Source organism: Sphingobium sp. YBL2, from assembly GCF_000943805.1.
In the GTDB taxonomy this organism is placed as follows: domain Bacteria; phylum Pseudomonadota; class Alphaproteobacteria; order Sphingomonadales; family Sphingomonadaceae; genus Sphingobium; species Sphingobium fuliginis.
This window is the reverse complement of sequence record NZ_CP010954.1, coordinates 3,823,431-3,842,831: the sequence shown is the minus strand read 5'-3', so window position 1 is coordinate 3,842,831 and position 19,401 is coordinate 3,823,431. Positions and strand designations below refer to the sequence as shown.

Genomic DNA, 19,401 nt, shown 5'->3' with positions numbered 1-19,401 from the left:
GCTCAGAGGGCGCATGTGCCGAACTCGCCTTCGAACGCGTCCACCGGAGTAGCTGCGGGCTCATCAACCCCGAAGAACTCCAAACGAAGCTCGATGCGTCGACTTGCGTCCAGTGACGCCTTCGCGGAGTTTGATGAATAGCCGCCGACGAGGAATAGCCGCCGTATCTCCTCTAGCTCACGACGATCCATGGGCCGCTCGCCTGCCTGCGGCCGGGCCATAAGGGCGCAAAGGACCCGCTGGCTGCGCTGAAGGCTGAGGTTCAGGTTGTAGAGATAGCTACCTCTCCGGTCGGTGAAGCCCTCGACGACGATCCTCTTCAGCCAACGCTGCCCACCCTTGTCCCGGGCGATCGCGAGGACCTCGGGGACGAAGGACCGCAGGAGCTGTTCCTGCTCAAGGCTGAGTGCGTTGCTTGCCGAGTCAAAGCGGGCCCGGTCACCAAAGTCGATGACGGCCCTGTTCCTATCGACGCGGATGCCCTGCTTCTTCGCAGCCCTGTCGATGCGGTCGAGGAGCTTGACGATCTCCGCCTGCCTTTCGGCCTCGAGCTGCTCGCGCTCCGAGATCGTGCGGGTGACCGCGAGGAGCGCCACGCTCATCACCAGCAGGAACAGCACCATCAGGGCGGTCATGAGATCGGCGAACGAGATCCAGAAGGGCTTCTCGCCCTCCTCGCGACCTCGATGCCCCATAGTAACGCGCTGGAACATTCAGATCACGCCGCCTGCCGACCGGTGGACGGGAGGGAGGCCTCCAGCTCCTGGATCGCCTCCTTGAGCATGCCGGTGGCGCGCGAGAGCTGGGTGTGGAACTCGCGGTTCGCCTCGACCACGACGCCGCGCATACCTTCCGAGAACTTCTCGTGCGACTGGCCGATGACATCGGCGACCTCGTCGAGGAAGCCGTCCGCTTCCGACTGCGCCGCGACCAGCTTCTGCGTGGCGCCTTCTATCCGACCGAGGACATCCGCCGTGAGGCTCGCCTCTCGGGACGCATTCTCCACCGTACCGCGGAGATCCTGGACCATCGTGGCGACGGCGTCCCGCGCCGAGCGGTAGTCCGAAATGACGGAATCTAGACCCCTCGCAGCTCCGGCGACGCTGCCCGCTGCCTCCGAAAGACCCGTCGTAACGTTGGCGATCCGGTCGAAGCCCCCGACAACCTCTCGACCCGAGTTCTCCAGCTTGTTGGCGGCCGCAAGGAGTGTGTCGGCCCCGCCGTTGAGCCGCACGAATGCATCTCGGGTCGCGGTTTGGACGCCAGCCGTCATCTCCCGGATAGCCTCGACGAGGCCATCGACGTTCGAGGAGATCGCGCCTACGGATTCACGCATCTGTCCGACATGGCCAGCCGCAGCCTCGGCCCGCTTGCCGTCCTCCTCCGCCTGAAGCCTGGAGCGTTCGGCAGCCTGCCTCTCGATCGCCGAGATTGCCTGCGCCATGCCTTCGCCGAGGGCGGTCAGCATGCCCTGGACGCGGGTTTGGGTAGCCTCCTGCATCTCGCCAGTCGATGATCGGATCTCGTCGATCACGGTGCGGAGCTCCTCCGACATCGCGGCCTGCTTCGCCTCCACCGCCTGCACGACCTCGAGCAGCTTGGTGGACATCGCATCGGAGGCGCGCGTCCCGGCCGCCTCCACGTTGTCGGTGAGGTCCTGCAGCTTCGAAACCGCGGTCTGCATGGCGTCGATCGTGCGCTGCTGCATGTCACCGATGCCCGACAGCTGGGTGCCGAACATGTTCTCGAGGCGATCGCTGAAGCTGGCGAGCACGTCCGTGAGGAGCTTCGTCACCGCGGACGACTGATCCTGGCTGACTTGGCCGACCGCGCCGGCGATCTGGTCGAGCGGCCCCTTGAGCGCATCGGTCAGGGCACCCGCGATGGTCGTCCCGAGTTCGTTGGAGCGCTGGACGGTCGCGTTGATCTGCCGGTCCGAGAGTTCGGTAAGGATTTCCCTCAGGTCGGCGACGAGCGCGTCCTTCAGGATCTTGGTCTGACTGGCCGAGTCCTCCGAGGAGGTCACCAGCCGAGCCAGATACTCCTCGCCGGCGCCGGCCTCGTAGGTCGCGTCGATCTCGTGGGCGAGCTGGGTGACCTTCCGATAGAGGCTGTTCAGACGAAACTTCTCGAGGCCGGTGGTGAACATCGCGAGGATGATCGCGAAGGCCGAGACGATGAAGGCCTCGCTGACGCCATGCAGCAGGGCGGTCAGGCTGTTCCGGACCACGCCGGAGTCGTCCGAGATCTGGAAGGAGCTCAAGCCGGTCAGAAGGCCGGTGAAGGTCCCGATGATGCCGATGCCGGTGAAAATGCCGGGGAGATGCTTGAAGAACTCGGCGTGGACGCGATTGTCCACCACGGCGTGGGGAGAGAGGAACATCTCCGCGGGGACCGTCGAGCGAATGGCGCGCTCGACCATCTCGCCCGTCTGGACGTCCAAGTCCTTCTGGACATGGAGCGTTTCTCGATACTCGTTGAAGATCGCCGCGATCGCGCGGTCAGGTTCAAAGCACTTGGAGAGGTCGTTCAGGCCCTTTGCCCGCGCCGCCTCCACGTTCGCGATGATCTGCTTGAGGTTCGCATCGAGCCGATTCGCAGGGATGAAGAAATACCGGAAGAATGCGATCGCCAGAGCAACGAGAACCACAAACACAAGCACCGGTATCACCGGAATTCCGAACAACGTCATTTCACTCATTCCCCCAACCGCCGAGGACCTCCCGTGATTCCCACGCACGGGCGGCTCGACGCGTCATGCTGCTATATCTGCATCTATTATTCTACGGCTAACATCGACTGATTCACATCAGTCTGCCACTTTTTGGGAAGCGTAAGCCTCTGGCAATCCGCATGACTTTGCGACAGTATCGCTGGGTTGGGGGAAAGAGTGATGGCCCAGTCAGAAGGTTGGCTCTCTAGAGTCGCGCGCCGATTCGGCGAAATAATGTCTGGCGCCCCTGCGCCAGACATAGATCCGCAGGTTGCCCCCCAGCGCCCCGCGCTGGGAGCATCCCCCACATCGTCCACTTCTCAATCGTCAAATTTCGATGCTGTCCCCCAAGGCATAAGCCTCAGCACAAACGGCCGATACCTCTTCGGCGGATACTCGTTCTCGACCCTCGAGCAGGCGTCGGGCTATGCGAGACGGATGACCAAGCCGGCAGCGCCGGCTGTTCCTCCATCTCGGCCTCAGCAGCCAGCAGCCTCGACACCGAAGGGACAACGCGCTCCCTCTTGCTGGGTCAAAGAGGCGACTTCGGTCCTGGTGGGCACGCGGAACGTAACCGTCGACATGGTCTACTATGGCACTCCTGCCCGGCATGACCCCGCCCATGACAAGACCCGGATCGACCCCACTCTTCCGATCGATCCCCGAGGCGATCGCTCGGGCGACACACTCACATACTGGCAGAGCTACGACCGACTAGACCCTCGGGCGCGCTGGACCTACCTCGACTGGCTGGAGGGAGGTCGGAAAGATCCCGCCATCCCGATCGGCTACGTATTCGTATTCTTCTACGGCCTCGAGCAGTGCCTGCTGGTAGATGACGCCAAGGAAGAGGCACCTGCAATCTTCGCGGAACTCCGTCGGCTCCTCTCCATTCACGGAGAGAACTACTCCTTCGCCGCCTATGCCTCGAAGCTGCTGGCGCTCTCGTGCCTCTACGGCGAGAGCAGCGACGAGCCAGTGAGGCAAGCGCCGCCCCACAATTACGAAATGGAGCTGCCGCTCAATGTGCGCGTGCGGCTCGGCAACCGCATCGGGCGAAACGAGCCGTTCGATGCAGATGACTGTCTGCTGTGGGTGCTTTCGCTGCCTGATGTCTATCTCCGCACCCCAGGGCAACGGTGTTTTGAGGAGTTGCTCGACCTCTGGCGCGTGCGCTTCGCCGTCCGCAACCCTGAGGGCCTGCGCGTTCGACGTCCCAAGACCAAGATCCGCTCCCAGTATCAGGCTGCCAGCAACACGTTCTTCCGCTCGATTGAGTTGGATCTTCCTGACATTTCTGGGACGCAGGCTCCGCTCACTGGCCTGCGCACGATCCTCGACGGCTGCATGGAGGATCTATCGACCTACAGTCGGCTCCTCGGTCGCGATCCGGAGGCTCGCGGAAAGCTCCGCGGCGACCTTCTGCTACCTCTCGAATTGCGCCGGGGACGGGCGTCCTTCGCCGAATGCCGAAGCGCTCTTGACCTTTCGACGGTTGACGGTCTCGCGGCAGTCCTCGATGTGGCTCGCGCGCTCGGCCTGGAACTGGAAGCCGGCTCCGAGAAGCTCCCGGCGGCAAGCGTCCGACAGATCGGCGTCGCCCTCGATGCGCTCGACCTCGGGTTCGAGCCCGATCGTCGCTATGGGCCAGCTGCCGCTCTGAGGATGGACGGGCGCATTGCCCTGTTCCCGGCAAGTCTCGGTGGGGCGGTCGATCCCGACCGAGGAGCATATGCCGCTGCCCGCGGAATGGTCGAGGTCGCCATGCTGGCCGCAGTGTCCGACGGAACAGTCGCCTCATCGGAGATGGACGCCATCGAGCGCCGGCTTCGCTCGACACCCGAACTCAAGGACGAGGAGATCACCCGGCTCCTCGCTTGCGGAAGCGCGCTTGCGGCGGATCCACCAAAGGTCCGCGCAGCGCTGAAGAAGCTAACGGACGTCGCGCCGGAGAGCCGGGCGGCGCTTGCAGCCTCAGCGGTCGAGGCGGTGCTGGCGGATGGTCGTGTGCTGCCGGACGAGGTGAGATTTCTCGAGGCGCTCCACGCCGCCCTCGGACTTCCCGCGAGCGCGCTCTATTCGGCGCTGCATCGTAGCGGCGAGGATGTCGGACCGGTGGAAGTGGTATCAGCCATCGACGAGCGCACGGTGCCACTGCCGGATGAGCCGAAGCGATCTGGCGTGTCCATCGACGCCGCGCGGCTTGAGAGGATCAGGGGCGAGACGACCCAGGTGTCCGCCATGCTCGCATCCATCTTCGTCGAGGACGAGCCTGAACCCGCCCCCGCCCCGCCGCCCAAGTCGAGCGTCACCGCATCGGCCTTTGCAGGCCTCGACGTTCCTCATTCCGACCTTCTCGTCCGTCTGCTGACCGGACCTATGTCAAGGATCGCATTCGACGCGCTCGCGACCGAGCTGCGCCTGATGCCGGACGGAGCCATCGAGACGCTCAACGAATGGGGCTTCGACACCCTGGGCGAGCCCATAGTCGAGGACGACGACGACGTTCGCGTGTCCTCCGAAGTCATTGACCAAATTGAACCGATGGGAGTTACCGCTTGAGCACAATCCGACGCAAGGACCGGGATCTTATCATTCAGGCCCTATCGGCTGGCGTCGTTCCGCGGGTGGGTCTCCAGCATATCCAGGTCGGGCGCTCGCAGGAGGTCGGTGCGCTGGTGCGCGACATCGACCGCGTCGCGGACGCCGGATCGGCCGTCCGCTTCGTCATCGGAGAATATGGAGCGGGCAAGACCTTCTTCCTGAACCTGGTTCGCCTCATCGCGCTCGAACGGAAATGCGTGACGATCCATGCAGACCTGGCTCCGGATCGCAGGCTGCACGCGACCGGAGGCCAAGCTCGCGGCCTCTATGCTGAAGCCGTCCGGAACATGGCCACACGCACCAAGCCAGAGGGGGGCGCGCTTCCCAGCATCGTCGAACGCTTCGTCACGGAATGCGTCCGCGAGGCCGAGGACGGCGGTTCGCCCGTCGAGCGCGTCATCGACCGCCGCCTTACACCCCTGCTTGAAATGCTGGGCGGACACGACTTCTCCACCGTGCTCAAGACCTACTGGCGCGCTCATGAGGATGGCGATGACAGCCTCAAGGCGGCGGCCTTGCGCTGGCTCAGGGCGGAGTATCCGACCAAGACGGAGGCGCGGCAGGCCCTTCCGGTCCGCAGCATCATCGACGACGCCGACGTATACGACACGTTCAAACTGCTCTCCGCGTTCGTCCGCATTGCGGGCTATGCCGGCCTCCTCGTGGTCTTTGACGAGATGGTCAACCTCTACAAGCTGCAGAGCTCACAGGCGCGCAACCAGAACTACGAACAGCTTCTCAGGATGCTCAACGACGTGCTTCAGGGTAACGTCGAGGGGCTCGGCTTCGTGTTCGGCGGAACGCCGGAATTTCTTCTCGACAGCCGACGCGGCCTCTACAGCTACAAGGCGCTCCAGTCGCGGCTGGAAGAGAACAGCTTCGCAACTGAGGGGCGGATCGACCTCAGTGGACCCGTGATACGGCTCCAAAGCCTCTCGCCCGAGGATCTCCTCGTGCTTCTCGGGAACATCAGGTCGGTCTTCGCGCTCGGCGACGCGTCGGCCTTCCTTGTGCCCGACGAGGCGAAGACCGCCTTCATGGAGCATTGTAACAAGCGGATCGGAGAAGCCTACTTCCGCACCCCCCGCAACACGATCAAGGCCTTCGTCCAGTTCCTTTCCGTTCTGGAGCAGAACCCCGACACGCAGTGGCATGAACTGATCGGGGCTGTATCGCCGGACAAGGAAGAGCCCGACGAACCAGAGGCGGACGACGAGCTTGTCGACCTCCGCATCTGATATCCCTTCCTATGACCGGCTTCATCCTGAAATCCGCCGCTGGGTGCGCGACGAGGGATGGACCGGCCTGCGTGAGATACAGGACACCGCGATCCGTTCGATCCTGGGGTCGGACAGCGACGTGATCATCATGGCGGGCACGGCGTCGGGCAAGACCGAGGCCGCGTTCCTGCCATTGCTCACCGAAGCGGCAGACATGACGGGGGCCGGCCTTCGCATCCTCTACATCAGTCCCCTCAAGGCACTCGTCAACGACCAGTTCAGGCGCTTGGAACCGCTATGCGAACGTCTTGGCCTTCCGATCACCCGCTGGCACGGGGACGCGCCGCAAGGCCCCAAGACGCGGCTACTCAAGACGCCAGCCGGTGTTGCCCTGATCACGCCTGAGTCCATCGAGGCGCTGCTTCTGCGTCGCCCCGCAGACGCCGCCAAGCTGTTTCGAGGCGTGCATGGGATCGTCGTCGACGAGCTCCATGCCTTCCTCCAGGGACCGCGGGGGCTCCACCTTGCGTCCCTTCTCCGTCGCGTCGATAGGATAACGGCCGGGCGTCCGCGACGGGTTGGACTTTCCGCTACGCTGGGCGACGCCGACGCCGCCTGCCGTTGGATGAACGCAGTGAACCCACAAAGCGTCGACGTGCTTCGCGCGCCGCCGAGCGGACCAGGGGTCAGGTTGCAGATCCGTGGCTATGAGGAACCGCCCGAGGGAGCAGGCATAGACGAGATCGCTGAGAATGGTGCGAGCGATGCGCTCAGTCAGATCGCAGACCATATCTTCTCGAACCTGCGGGGATCGAACAACCTCGCGTTCGCTGCATCGCGCCGCACGGTCGAAGCTCTTGCCGACCGTCTGCGCGAACGGTCGGAGCGCGACAGCGTGCCGGAGGAGTTCTTCCCCCATCACGGCAGCCTGTCGAAGGAGCTGCGAGAAACGCTGGAGACGCGCTTGAAGGCCGGCGACCAGCCAACCACTGCCGTAGCAACGACGACGCTCGAACTCGGCATCGATCTTGGCAGCGTCCAGTCAGTCGCACAGGTCGGGGCGCCCAGATCGCTGTCAGGTCTGAAGCAACGTCTTGGCCGAAGCGGTCGCCGCGGGACCCCGGCAGTGCTTCGGATTTATGTCCGCGAAGATCATCTCGATCCGGATTCCGATCCTCTGGACAAGCTACGTCTCGAAACGGTGAGAGCTGTCGCCTGCGTCCGGCTGCTGCAGGCGAACTGGGTAGAACCCTCAACCGAGGACTCCTCGCTAGCCACCGTGGCGCTGCATCAGACCCTATCGCTCATCGCATCGCAGGGCGGAGTCCGAGCGCCTGCGGCGCACAAGCTCCTGTTCGGGCAGGACAGCTACCTTGCCTTCGCGCCGACAGACTACGCCGATCTCCTGCGCGGGGCCGGCCCCCAGGGCTCTGACCTTCTTGAGCAATCGCCAGACGGCATCCTCATGCTTGGTAAGGCCGGGGAGGAATTGGTCCAAGCGCGTGACTTCTATGCCGTCTTCAAGACCGACGAGGAGTGGCGGCTGGTTTCGAGCGGTCGGACACTTGGAACCGTCCCACTCACCAACGTTCTCGGCATTGGATCACTCGTCGGCTTCGCGGGCCGGAGGTGGCGAGTGGAGACTGTCGACGATCGCGCCAAGGTGCTCGACGTCATTCCGCACCGTTCCGGCAAACTGCCTCGTTTCGACCGGCCTGCGAACGAGCAGCTGCATGATCGGGTCACTGCGACGATGCTGGAGGTGCTGTCCGACCACGAAGTTCCGGCATATCTAGACGCGGGCGGAAAGCAGTTCCTCCTGCAGGGGAGGAACGCCTTCCGCGAACTCGGCCTTGACCGGCGCGCTCTCATCCCAGCCGCGCGCGACACCCACGTCATCACCTGGCGTGGCACGGCGGTAAACTCCGTTCTGTCGATCGTCCTCATGAGCGCCGGACTCGAGGTGGCGGTCCACGACATCGGCGTTACTGCAGTCGATGTGACGCCCGAGCAGCTCGCGACTGTTGTACATCAGGCAAGCGACTGTCCGCCGATGGAGGATCTGTCCAACTTCGTCGCGGGCCTACGAACGGCGAAGCTCGACGACTTCGTCGATGAAGCGCTCCTCCGGCGGATGTGGGCGTCACGACACGAAAGGTATCGTGACGACGTATCCCATGTTCTGGAAAGTCTCAGATCAACCACAACTACGCTTTGACGCCGAATACTGAGCCTGCTTTTCGGAAGGAACCGATGGACGTCACCAGAATGCCGAAAAGACGTCCGGCGCGCGCATAATCGCCGGCAGCTGTCATGACCGCTTCCACCATGAATGTCCGCATTCCTCGGATCATTACCCGGAACCGGACAGTCGCGAATGTCCCCAGGGCCGCGGAAAAGCCGTCCGACGGATACCCATCTCATAGGTAAATTTTTGTCCGGCGAAGGCGACGCGGCGCACTGCGAACCGCCCCCCTCATCGCCCGAGGTGTCATCCTCGCTGAGAAGCAAAAACGTCACAAACCCATTATTTAGGTTGCAGAACTTCGTCGTTCCGGCAAGGTAGCCATTGCTTCCGTAGAAAGAGCGGAAGTGGGGCATAGTAACCCCAGCCATAAGAACTCGGCACCAGACTTCTGGGCCGGGTGGCGTGCGCGCATGTCCAGCCGGCTTGCCGGTAAAGGCGCACGCGCCTGATCTTATGGCCAGGTTACTAACATCCGGCTTTGGCCGTCGCCCCGAGTGGACATAGGTGCGACGAATGGGCCAGGGCGAAAGTGAAGGTCGCCGGATCGACCTTCAGATTGTGAGCAATGATACCGGCGAGCGGTTCAGCTTCTCCGATTTCTATCGACGGGAGAAGCCTCGCCTATTGCGTTTCTTCACCCGCAAGCTCGGCAACCCCGCCGATGCCGACGAATTCAGCCAGGAAACGCTGACCCGCTTCGTGTGCGCCGCCCCGCATCCCTCACTCGGAAGCCCCCGTGCCTATCTGACACGGATTGCGACCAACCTGCTACGCGACCATGCGGAACGCGGCTCCACACGCCTCTCAAGGCAACTGACCCTGCTCGAGGACGGCGTAAATGCGATCTCCAGCCTAGACCCTCATCGTGACGTTCAATCGCGCCAGGAATTGGCTCGCTGGACGGCGATCCTCCAGCAACTGGCCCCCCGCACACTCGAAATTTTCCTTCTCAATCGGGTGGAAGGCTGTAGCTACCGGCAGATCGCATCGGATCTCGGAGAGCCACTTTGGGTCGTACAGAAGCATATGCTCAAGGCCATTCGGCTCATCGACCGTCAGCGGGAGGCGGACAATGACTGAGGACCACAGCGCGACTACGGCGCAGGATCGCCGGGCCGCTCAAAAATGGGTGTTGCAGATGCTCGATGAACCGGAGCGTCACGCGCAGTCGCTCGCCGATTGGATCGAGGAAAAGCCGGCTCGGCGGCAGCTCTATCTTGACCTGATGAACGATGTGCAGGCCGCCGGCCATGCCGGCGGGGTGCTCGATTTGCCCCCTCCCCGGCTTCCGGTGCAAAAGCCCTTGGGGATCAAATCAGTCCCGATCCTGGCGGCTGCGTCTATCCTGGGCCTGCTCATAGCCGCGAGCATCCTGTTCCAGACCATCCGCACTCAATCACCGCAGATGGCGGGCGGAGTGACCCCAGCCCCCTTTGTTACGAAAGTGGGGGAAGTGCGGACCGTCAAGCTCGCCGATGGAAGCCAAGTCGTCCTTGATACCGACACCGCGATCGCCGTTACGATGACGGCGGACCGCCGTGACCTCGTGCTGAAGCGCGGTCGCGCCCGGTTCATCGTTGCCCATGATGCCGAGCGTCCGTTCTTCGTCAGGGCCGGCGGCATGGAGGTGCGTGCGACCGGAACTGTCTTCGATGTGCTATTCCGAAACAATGTGGCGGTGCATCTGATCGAAGGCGGCGTAGAGGTGGAGTTGACCTCTCAGCACACACAGCCTGCCAGAAAAATTCGGCTCCGGCCCGGCCAGATTTTGGCCTTCAGCCATGGACATGAGCCGCAAACCCTTGTCATTCCTGCACGCAGGTCTGACGAGCAATGGGTGAACGGCGTGAAGAGTTTCGACAATGTGCCGATCAGGGAAGTCATCGCCGAAGCAAACAGCTACAGCGATACCAGGATCGAGTTGATGCCCGCGAGCCTGGGCGACCGGGAGATATTCGCGGACATCCACATTCGCGACATTGAGCGCGTGGCGGAAGCGATCAGCGGGTTTCTGGACCTCGACATCGATCGCACCGAAAAGGGCAGATTGATCCTCAGCCCCAGAAAATAATTCAAGCGCCCAGCTTCAAACCTGTCTCGCCCCGTCTTCTGGTTTTGAGCCTCGCAAAGAGGCGGACCAATCAAGGGGGCAGAAAATGGGTATGGGAAAGTTTGCGCTTCTGGGCAGCGCCGCGATCTGCGTCAGCATGGTTGCGCCGCAGGCTGCGGCGCAGGAAGCGAAGAAAAGCTATGATTTGCCGGCCCAGGAACTCGGCGCGGGTTTGCGCGCCATCGCCAGGGCAAATGACTATCAGCTCGTGGCTGATCCCAAGTCGCTCCAGGGACGCCGCTCGCCCGCGCTGACCGGCGAATTCACGGTCGAGGAAGCCGTCACCGCCCTGCTTGCACAATCCGGCCTCAATGCGGACATCAGGGGGCGAACCATTTACCTCCGGGGGCGAGCAACGCCGTCGCGCGAGGAGGTAGAAGGCGCGGCGGACAACCAGCTCTTCGTTACTGGCTCACGCATTCGCGGCGCAAAGCCCATGTCTCCGGTCATCGCTGCTTCCCGAGAGAAGATCGGGGAACTCGGCTATACGGACCTTGGCTCCTTTGTCCGCAGCATTCCGCAGAATTTCAGCGGCGGGCAGAACCCGGGTGTCATCTCCAGCGTGCAGACCGGTTCGGAAAACACCACATCCTCCTCCACCCTCAACCTGCGGGGCCTCGGCGCCGATGCCACGCTCACACTATTGAACGGCCATCGTGTCGCATATGATGCAGTAAGCCAGGGGATTGACATTTCCGCGATCCCCCTGGCAGCCATCGAGCGAGTGGAGATCGTCGCGGACGGTTCATCGGCTCTTTATGGGTCCGACGCGGTGGGCGGCGTCGCCAACATCCTGCTCCGCCGGGACTATGACGGCTTGCTGACGACTGCTCGGTTCGGCGCCGCCACTGACGGCGGCGACGTCCAGCAGCAATATAGCGCCGTGACCGGCCGCCGCTGGGACAGTGGCGGATTCATGATCGCGGGCGACTTCAACAAAGCGACGGACATCACGGCATCGCAGCGCTCCTATATGCGGTCACGCCAGGCCAGCAACACCCTGCTCCCCTCGCAACGGCAAGTCAGCGCGGTCCTGGCCGGTCACCAGTCGCTGGCCGACATTATCGAGTTTGAGATCGACGCTCATTACAACCGGCACAAGTCTGTGGCCGCCCTTCCCTTCACAAACACGGGCGATGTGAAGCAAAGCGGCATTATCAGCCGCCCCGATATCGAGAGCTATTCCATCAGCCCTTCGGTCAAGTTTCGGCTACCCGCGGGTTGGGAAGTCACGGCTCGCGCCACCCGCGCCATCAGCGACAGCAAGATCATCGCGGAAATCTATTCGGGAGGCACCGCCTCGGCCGTGAACCATGTCCGGTACAAGAATGATCTATGGTCGGCCGAATTCAGCGGCGAAGGCCCGCTTTTCGCTCTGCCGGGAGGCGATGCGCGGCTCGCGGTCGGCGCGGGCCTTCGCTCCAACGGCCTCGACGCATCGATCAGGCGCGTCACCGCAACGGCAACCACGTCCCTCCTCAACTATCATGATGGCCAGACGGCAACCTTCGCCTATGGCGAGCTTTTCCTGCCATTGGTCGCCGATCGCAACGCGGTTCCCCTGATCCGATCGCTCCAGTTCTCGGGTGCCGTTCGCTATGAGCGCTATGACGATATTGGTGGGCTTGCGACCCCCAAGATCGGCATCAGCTACCAGCCGATCAGCGACCTGATGCTCAAGGGCGCCTGGGGAAAATCGTTCAAGGCGCCGACGCTGAGCCAACAGAACACGGTCCGGCAGGGTGTGCTCCTGTTCCCGGCCTATTATCTCCCCTCCCCGCCAACCAGCCGGAATGTCCTCCAGATCAGCGGCGGCAGCAAGGATCTCGAACCCGAAAAGGCGACGACCCTGACCCTGACGGCGGAGGCAAAGCCTCAAAGCATCCCCGGCCTGCGGCTTGAAGCCAGCTACTTCGATGTCCGTTACAAAAACCGCGTGGTTCGCCCGATCGCCGACAGCTCCCAGGCCTTCAAAGCTGATTATGCCGACCTCATCCTCCTCAACCCAACCCTGGAACAGGTTCTGGCGGCGACGGCCAATCTCCCTTTGGGCGTCCAGAACCAGACAGGCGGCGCTTACGACCCTGCCAATCTGGCGGCTATCATCTTCAACCAGCTTCAGAACGCCGCCAGGCAGCATATCCGAGGCGTCGATGCCTCCGCCTCCTATGAATTTTCGGCAGGAGAAAATCAGTTCCACCTCGAAGCGAGCGGCAGCTATCTCAAGAGCGATCAGAAATTGAGCGCGAGTCAGCCGACGATCGTGAAGGCCGGCAGGATCTTCAACCCGCCGCGCTGGCGCGGTCGCGCCGGCGGCGGCTGGAAGCGTGGGCCGATCGGGACAAACCTCGCTTATAATTATATCGGCGGTACGGACGACACGCGAACCACGACGACCTACAAGGTCTCGGGCTTCCACTCGATCGACGCCACGATCAGCTGGGGACCCGAGGGGAGCGGCTTGTTGGGCGGATGGTCCTTCCTGCTTTCCGGGCAAAATATCCTCAATGAGAAGCCCTCGGCCATCCGCGCGACGGCAACCAACCCGACCTATGACGCCACCAACTATTCCAGCATCGGGCGCCTCCTGAGCTTCACCGTCTCAAAGGCTTGGTAATGCTCATTTCCCTTGTTCTGAGCATATCCGGGGCAGGTGCGGCCGCAGTCCCGGCCGCACCTGCATCACAAGATTGCGCCCGCATCCTGCAGCCCGACGCACAAGCCGGCAGCCCTCGTCCCATCGCGGATCGCGACCTCATCGAGACGTTGGATCTTGGACCCAATGCCGCGATGGAAGCCGGTTCCTTCTTCACGCTGTCACCGGACAATCGAAGGGTCGCGGTCGGTGTCCGACGCGCAAGCGTGGCAGGGGACAGTTATTGTACCGGCATCACCCTTGTGGATCGCGACGGAAACTCGACGTTGATCGATTCCGGGCCGGGCGTCGCCTTCTTTCGCTTCGAAGATTTCTACGGAACAAATGGCTTCCCATCGGGCATCACCCAACTGATCACGCCGAGATGGTCAGGCGACGGAAAGCGTCTCGCCTATCTCAAATTCATCGACGGGCGGCTGCAGCTCCGCCTGTGGGATGAGAAGCTGAAAGCCCGGACCATCGGCGCCGATCCGCAGGATATCGTCGATTTCCGCTTCAGTCGCGATGGAAGCATGATCATCTACAAGGTCCGCGACGGTTCCGCGCAGGCAACGGCTCTGCGCCGGGAATCCCGTTCGGGGCTGCGCTATGATGATCGCTATTTTCCGTTCGCCTCGGCCTGGCCCTTTCCAGGAGGCCGCCCCGCCTATGTCTACAAGGCGGTACGCATCAGTGACGGTGACATCCGCGCGGCCAGTGATGAAGAGAAAGCGTTGCTGACGGCACCGATCGCGGAATCGCAAGCCGCAAAGGGCGTTCACGCGACAACGGTGCGGGATGACAAAGGGTTCGATCATATCGCCGCTGGTCCGGCAGGGAAGGAAAGCCGCTGCGAAAGCAGCGCCTGTACCGAGGTGGAAGGTGCGCCCTGGTTCTCTTCCAAAGGCGCCGTGCGCTACGTCCGGCGCGAGGGTTGGGCGAAGAATGAGATGGCGATTTATGAATGGAAGGTCGGTTCGGCCGAACCCCACAGGCTCTATGCGACATCAGATCTGCTCATCGACTGCAAGCCGATCGACGATGATGTCCTATGTGGGCGGGAAGGCTCGACCCACCCACGCTATCTCAGTCGTATCGACCTGCGCACCGGGAAATCCGTCCCTCTGTTTGACCCGAACCCGGCCTTTGGGACGCTGAAGCTTGGCAAGGTCGAACGATTGCTCTGGAAGAACGATCAGGGCATCGAATGCTTCGGAGATCTCGTCTATCCGCCCGACTATCAACCCGGACGCCGCTACCCGCTCATCGTCGTGCAATATGAGAGCCGCGGGTTCCTTCGAGGCGGTACGGGCGATGAATATCCCGTCCAGCTCTTCGCCCGCGCCGGATATCTGGTTCTAAACGTCCAGCGGCCGCGCTCCCCGCTTTACGGGCTGGGCCTCCCATCGATAGAGCGACAGCGGCGGCAGAATGACGGCTTCATGGAGCGGCGAAGCATATTGTCCGCCATCGAAACGAAGGTCAGGCAGCTCATTGACGCCGGGGTCGCCGACCCGGAACAGATCGGCATCACCGGGCTCAGCGATGGATCGACGACCGTCCAATATGCGGCGCTGCATAGCAGTCTGTTCAAGGCCGCGGTGGTGAGCGGCTGCTGCTGGGAGCCCTCTCAAACCTGGGTGTTGGGGCCTTCCCTCCAGCGTCACTATGAAAGCCTCGGTTGGCCTGCCTCCCCTGAGGACAAGCCGCAAATGTGGGGAGACATTTCGCTCGCCCGCAACGCCTCGCGGGTCGCCTTTCCGATCCTCATGCAGGCCGCCGACGGCGAATATCTCGTGGCCTTGGAAACAGTCAGGGCTCTGCGGGCCGCGAAACACCCGATCGATCTCTACGTCTTCCCCGATGAGGTCCACATCAAGCGTCACCCCGCTCATCGGGCGGGCATCTACAAGCGGAACCTGCGATGGTTCGATTTCTGGCTGAGGGGTAAGCGTCCCGACCCTTCGGATGACGATGCGCCCGAAGTCGATCGCTGGGCCGAGATGCGGCGGGCGGCACAGGATCAAGCCGCCGTCGGCGAAAACCGGCCGGTCGGCAGCTGATGGGCGACCGATGGCATGGCTGCCTCCACCGCCTTCCTTGCGAATGACGCTCAAAGGAGCTATATAAATGCTCAAAGGAGCATTGCCATGTCCGAACTCGAAACTGGCGCGCGCAAGGCGCAGGGGAAAGGCACGCCCCCCTTTGCCTATAAGGCGCTGTACCGTGCCTCGCCGGTCGATCGAATCGGCGTCATCAAGAAGGGCGTGGCGGCCAGCGACCTGAAGCGCTTCATCGCCGCCTTGCATGTGGACCAGAAGGTCATGTTCGACGCGCTCAATCTCAAGACGGCCACGGTGAACAAGAAGGCGGCGAACAACCAGCCGCTCTCGACGGAAGACAGTGAACGGGTTCTGGGCCTTGCAAAACTGGTCGGCCAGCTCGAAGACATGGTCGAGGAATCGGGCGAGACGGATGGGTTCGATGCGCCCGAATGGCTCTCGTCCTGGCTGCGTCAGCCTCTCCCGGCGCTGGGAGGCGTCAATCCGATCGATCTTCTCGACACGATGGAGGGACAGGCCGTCGTGTCCCGCGCCCTTGCGCAAATCCAGAGCGGCGCCTTTGCGTGACGACAAGCTTTTGGAGAATCGCAACCGACGCCAGGACCTATGAAGCGGACGACCTGTCAGGCGCCGGCGCCAAGATCACCGGGGGCCGGTGGAATGAGGTCGGCGTCGCCATCGTCTATGCGGCGAGCAGCCGGGCACTCGCCTGCCTGGAGACGGTCGTTCATCTGAACTCGGGTGGGTTGCCGCTCAATCGCTACCTCGTCGAAATCGAGGTGCCGGACGAGGTGCTGGCATCAGCGGAGGTCGCGACACCCGGCAATCTCCCGGTCGGCTGGGATGCCGAACCGGCGGGACGGGTCAGCATCTCATTCGGATCGCAATGGGCGCAGAGCCAAAGGACAGCGCTGCTGCTCGTCCCTTCCGTCATTGTGCCAGAGGAGACTAATCTCCTCATCAATCCCGCGCACCCCGATGCCAAGGGGATCAAGGCCCGGAAGGTGCGCAAATGGCTCTATGATCCAAGGATGATCCGCAAGGCGTGATCTTCTCTGGCAGCGTTACCGATCAGTCCGCTTGCGCACTTGACACTCGATGCCCGGACTCCTCGTCATTGGCGGTTCAACCGCCAGCCCCGTTCCAGCGCGCGATCCAGGCCTCCATATCGAGCAGGGTCAGCAGCCGGACATAACTCAATCCCATGGCCGGTCCCCGCGCCAGCGCTGCGTCGATCGCAGCGCCGTTCAGAAGTTTCCGACGCATGAGTTCGCCGTCCAGCAGCCGCTCATGCACTTCATGGTGGTTGCGCTCGATCACCTCCATCGCAAAGCCACTCGGACTTCCCTTACGCCGCCGGTCCCGAACCAGCGGCGGGAGGCGATCATGATAGGCCCTTCGCGCGATGGCACGATCCCGCCCGCCCTCAAGCATTTTCCAGGTCGGAATGGCCAATGCCGCTTCGACCACCGGTTGCGACATGAGGGGGTTGACCATCGGCATCCCATGTTCGCGCAGATAGCCTTCAAGATGGTTCTGGACCCGCAGGAGGAAGGCGATTTGCCCGGATTTACCGGGACGCGAGCGCAGTTGCTCATCGAGCCAAGGGTGCCGCAACGGCTTGGCTTGCAAATCCGCCATCACATCATCGGCGATGGCCTCGCCATTGCGGACCCATTTGTAGGGCCGACGCATATGGGGGATTGCGCGCAGCACTTCCCAGGCCGCTGTCGAAAACGACGTCTCGGTCACCTTCGCGATATTGCGCAGCGTGGCGAAAGCCTCGCCACCGATGCCCCGCGCATGGATGCAATCGAAAAATGGGCGGACCGAACTGCTGTTGTAGAAGATATTGTCGCCGCCATTTCCGGTATGGACGGCATCCGCCCCGCAACCGCGCGCCAGGCGCATGACGAGGGCATGATAGGCCACCTCATGGATCTGCCCGATGGGCTTGGGAAAATGTCTCGCGACCGAACGGGAGAGGTCGATATCGCCATGATCGTAGAAGCCTTCGAGCAATGGCGCACCGACCGACGCGGCCATGGCGCGCGCATAATCCCGCTCGTCGCCGTTGCGATTTTCGGTGACGAGGGTGACGCACTGGAACGGCGTCCCGGCCCTCGACAGGCCAGCCGTGACGATCGAGGAGTCAAGCCCGCCCGAAAGGGTCGAAAGGATCGCGCTGGAGGTCGAGGCCCAGGAAGCGATGCAATGATCAATGGTCCTGCGGAGGCGTTCAGCCGCCGCCTCGCTGTCCCATTGTTCGGCTTCCCTGACATGATCCCAGGGTGACCAGAAGCGCGTCACTTCCTGCTCTCCAGGCTTCAACAGGACGGAGGTGCCGGGCAGCAATTCGTGGAGGCCTTCGATCGCCGTCGCGCTATTCGGCAAGTCCTTCGCGATCAAATATCGCGGGATCTGATCCCAGGCGATGGCGCGCTTCAAAAGGCCGGCTTCGACCAGAAGATCGACATCCGACGACGCGGCCCAGCCCGTCGGCATCTGGAGAAAATAGCTAGGCATCGCACCGCCGGGATCTCGCGCGAGTTCCATCATTCCCTCGCCTTCCGCAGAGAGGATGTAGCCGCCCCAATATCGGTCGCGCAGTGTCGGCAGGACGGCGCCGGTGCGCATCTCCTCCTGCCACTGCTTGTCCTCCATGGTGATCGGGAAGGCCGGGCCATGGCGCGGGAACAGCGTTCCAATCACCCCGCCCGAACCGTCAGGCAGCAGCAAAACAAGGTCGGGCGCGCTTGTCCAGATGATGGCCTGCCCAATGCGCGTGCAATATCGAAGACCCGTGCGCTCCTGAACGAACGCCTGCCTGCGCGGCAGAGCCTCTTCATTCCAGTCGATCAGGATCAGGTAGCGCCCCAGCATCAGATCGCCAGGATCGGCTCGAAGGGCCGGATATTCTCCAGCCGATCGTTGAGGACCATGTCATCGGCCTGCACCCAGCAATGGGCGGAAAAGGGCGATGCGCTGACGCCAATGACCAGCTTTGCGCTGAGGCCCGCGGCGAGCAGGACCTCGAGAAAGGCGATCGAGCGGGGCAGGCACTGGCCCCTTTGCGGCAGCAACCAGTTACTGGCGGCAAACGCTGAAGCCCAGCCTGTCCATTCCAGGTCCGCGCGACCGGCATGGTCGATCTCGACGCAACGCGCGCGCCGCTCGATCTGCGCGATGATGACGCCGAACTCCCGGACGCGAAGGCGAATGATCGCGCTGATCTGCGCTCGGATGAAAGCGAGCCGCTGCCCCATCGATCCCGTCGCGGGATCAAGCGGCACTTCGCGCGACGCGCAGGGAATGGAAACCGGCTGCGGCGGCCAGTCGATTTCCTCGTCTTCAACGAGAATGGCAGAAGCGACCAGATGGCCGAGGTCGGACCCCGGCGCCTCGCCCATGACAAGCCGCCGGAACGCCAGATCCCATTGCGGCTGCAGGCCAAAATAGCGGTCGGCCGCGACATCGAGGAAGATCGCGCGCTGCCCTGTCACGCAGAAGGACAGGCCATTTCTCAACCTGTATCCCATTTCGGCTCTCCGACGCTTGCGGCCATCATGAAAAAGACGCGCGCCCTCCGGCGCGCGCCCCTTGGTCAGTCGTCGGCGATACCGAGCTGGCGGACCTGGCCGCCGATATTGTCGGAATCGTCGAGCGCTGCGCCCTTCGTTTCGACCGATGCGACGCCGAGATCGACGACGCTGTCTTCATGCTCGTTGATGTTGTTCATCTTCATCTCCATCAGTTCACCGCAGTCTTGCGGCAGGACTGATGCTATTGAAGGAAAGCCATATATCCG

At 62.7% G+C, this 19,401-nt stretch carries 15 protein-coding genes; 9 read left to right on the top strand and 6 right to left on the bottom strand.

The features are described 5' to 3' along the window. Positions 1 to 2: 2 nt before the first annotated feature. Both TZ53_RS17700 and zorA read right to left on the bottom strand, forming a co-directional pair. Positions 3 to 713, bottom strand: coding sequence for an OmpA/MotB family protein (locus TZ53_RS17700; RefSeq protein ID WP_044662144.1), 711 nt, complete (start codon positions 711 to 713; stop codon positions 3 to 5). A gap of 5 nt (positions 714 to 718) precedes the next feature. Further along, positions 719 to 2,692 carry an anti-phage ZorAB system protein ZorA gene (gene zorA / locus TZ53_RS17695; protein WP_044662143.1) on the bottom strand — a complete coding sequence of 658 codons (1,974 nt, stop codon included), beginning with the start codon at positions 2,690 to 2,692 and terminating at the stop codon, positions 719 to 721. A gap of 603 nt (positions 2,693 to 3,295) precedes the next feature. Between zorA and TZ53_RS17690 the strand changes: the two genes are divergently transcribed. The 3 genes from TZ53_RS17690 to TZ53_RS17680 are packed head-to-tail and all read left to right on the top strand — an operon-like array spanning position 3,296 to position 8,755. Beyond that, a complete protein-coding gene (locus TZ53_RS17690) occupies positions 3,296 to 5,275 on the top strand; it encodes a tellurite resistance TerB family protein (protein WP_235600724.1) in 1,980 nt (659 codons plus the stop codon). Continuing rightward, entirely contained in the window at positions 5,272 to 6,555 is a 1,284-nt protein-coding gene (locus TZ53_RS17685; protein WP_044662142.1) for an ATP-binding protein, read from the top strand. The genes TZ53_RS17690 and TZ53_RS17685 overlap by 4 nt, the downstream gene beginning before the upstream one ends. Next, entirely contained in the window at positions 6,536 to 8,755 is a 2,220-nt protein-coding gene (locus tag TZ53_RS17680) for a DEAD/DEAH box helicase (protein WP_044662141.1), read from the top strand. Before TZ53_RS17685 ends, TZ53_RS17680 begins: the two co-directional genes overlap by 20 nt. Here the strand turns inward: TZ53_RS17680 and TZ53_RS27795 are convergent. Further along, on the bottom strand, positions 8,745 to 8,867 hold the full coding sequence (locus TZ53_RS27795; protein WP_262857254.1) for a hypothetical protein: 123 nt from the start codon (positions 8,865 to 8,867) through the stop codon (positions 8,745 to 8,747). The two genes, TZ53_RS17680 and TZ53_RS27795, sit on opposite strands and share 11 nt — an antisense overlap. 431 nt (positions 8,868 to 9,298) lie before the next feature. Here TZ53_RS27795 and TZ53_RS17675 point away from each other — a divergent pair, with 431 nt between their 5' ends. The 6 genes from TZ53_RS17675 to parT all read left to right on the top strand — a co-directional run bounded on the left by TZ53_RS17675 (position 9,299) and on the right by parT (position 16,642). Next, entirely contained in the window at positions 9,299 to 9,865 is a 567-nt protein-coding gene (locus tag TZ53_RS17675; RefSeq protein WP_044662140.1) for an RNA polymerase sigma factor, read from the top strand. Then, entirely contained in the window at positions 9,858 to 10,856 is a 999-nt protein-coding gene (locus TZ53_RS25735; RefSeq protein ID WP_052628226.1) for a FecR family protein, read from the top strand. The genes TZ53_RS17675 and TZ53_RS25735 overlap by 8 nt, the downstream gene beginning before the upstream one ends. A gap of 85 nt (positions 10,857 to 10,941) precedes the next feature. Continuing rightward, positions 10,942 to 13,512 carry a TonB-dependent receptor gene (locus tag TZ53_RS17665; protein ID WP_044662139.1) on the top strand — a complete coding sequence of 857 codons (2,571 nt, stop codon included), beginning with the start codon at positions 10,942 to 10,944 and terminating at the stop codon, positions 13,510 to 13,512. Further along, complete coding sequence (locus TZ53_RS17660; protein WP_044662138.1) at positions 13,512 to 15,593, top strand: Atxe2 family lasso peptide isopeptidase; 2,082 nt, start codon at positions 13,512 to 13,514, stop codon at positions 15,591 to 15,593. Before TZ53_RS17665 ends, TZ53_RS17660 begins: the two co-directional genes overlap by 1 nt. A gap of 87 nt (positions 15,594 to 15,680) precedes the next feature. Then, on the top strand, positions 15,681 to 16,160 hold the full coding sequence (gene parS / locus TZ53_RS17655) for a type II toxin-antitoxin system Prs ADP-ribosylating antitoxin ParS (RefSeq protein WP_044662137.1): 480 nt from the start codon (positions 15,681 to 15,683) through the stop codon (positions 16,158 to 16,160). Further along, a complete protein-coding gene (gene parT / locus TZ53_RS17650) occupies positions 16,157 to 16,642 on the top strand; it encodes a type II toxin-antitoxin system Prs ADP-ribosylating toxin ParT (RefSeq protein WP_044662136.1) in 486 nt (161 codons plus the stop codon). The genes parS and parT overlap by 4 nt, the downstream gene beginning before the upstream one ends. 76 nt (positions 16,643 to 16,718) lie before the next feature. Here the strand turns inward: parT and TZ53_RS17645 are convergent, their stop codons facing one another. The 3 genes from TZ53_RS17645 to TZ53_RS26880 all read right to left on the bottom strand — a co-directional run bounded on the left by TZ53_RS17645 (position 16,719) and on the right by TZ53_RS26880 (position 19,332). Further along, positions 16,719 to 18,476: an asparagine synthase-related protein gene (locus TZ53_RS17645; RefSeq protein WP_044662135.1), complete on the bottom strand. Its 1,758-nt coding sequence runs from the start codon at positions 18,474 to 18,476 to the stop codon at positions 16,719 to 16,721. Continuing rightward, complete coding sequence (locus tag TZ53_RS17640) at positions 18,476 to 19,132, bottom strand: lasso peptide biosynthesis B2 protein (protein ID WP_082718614.1); 657 nt, start codon at positions 19,130 to 19,132, stop codon at positions 18,476 to 18,478. Before TZ53_RS17640 ends, TZ53_RS17645 begins: the two co-directional genes overlap by 1 nt. A gap of 65 nt (positions 19,133 to 19,197) precedes the next feature. Beyond that, the gene (locus TZ53_RS26880) at positions 19,198 to 19,332 is read right to left on the bottom strand and encodes a benenodin family lasso peptide (protein ID WP_137709742.1); all 135 of its coding nucleotides are present in this window, start codon (positions 19,330 to 19,332) and stop codon (positions 19,198 to 19,200) included. Positions 19,333 to 19,401 lie beyond the last annotated feature (69 nt).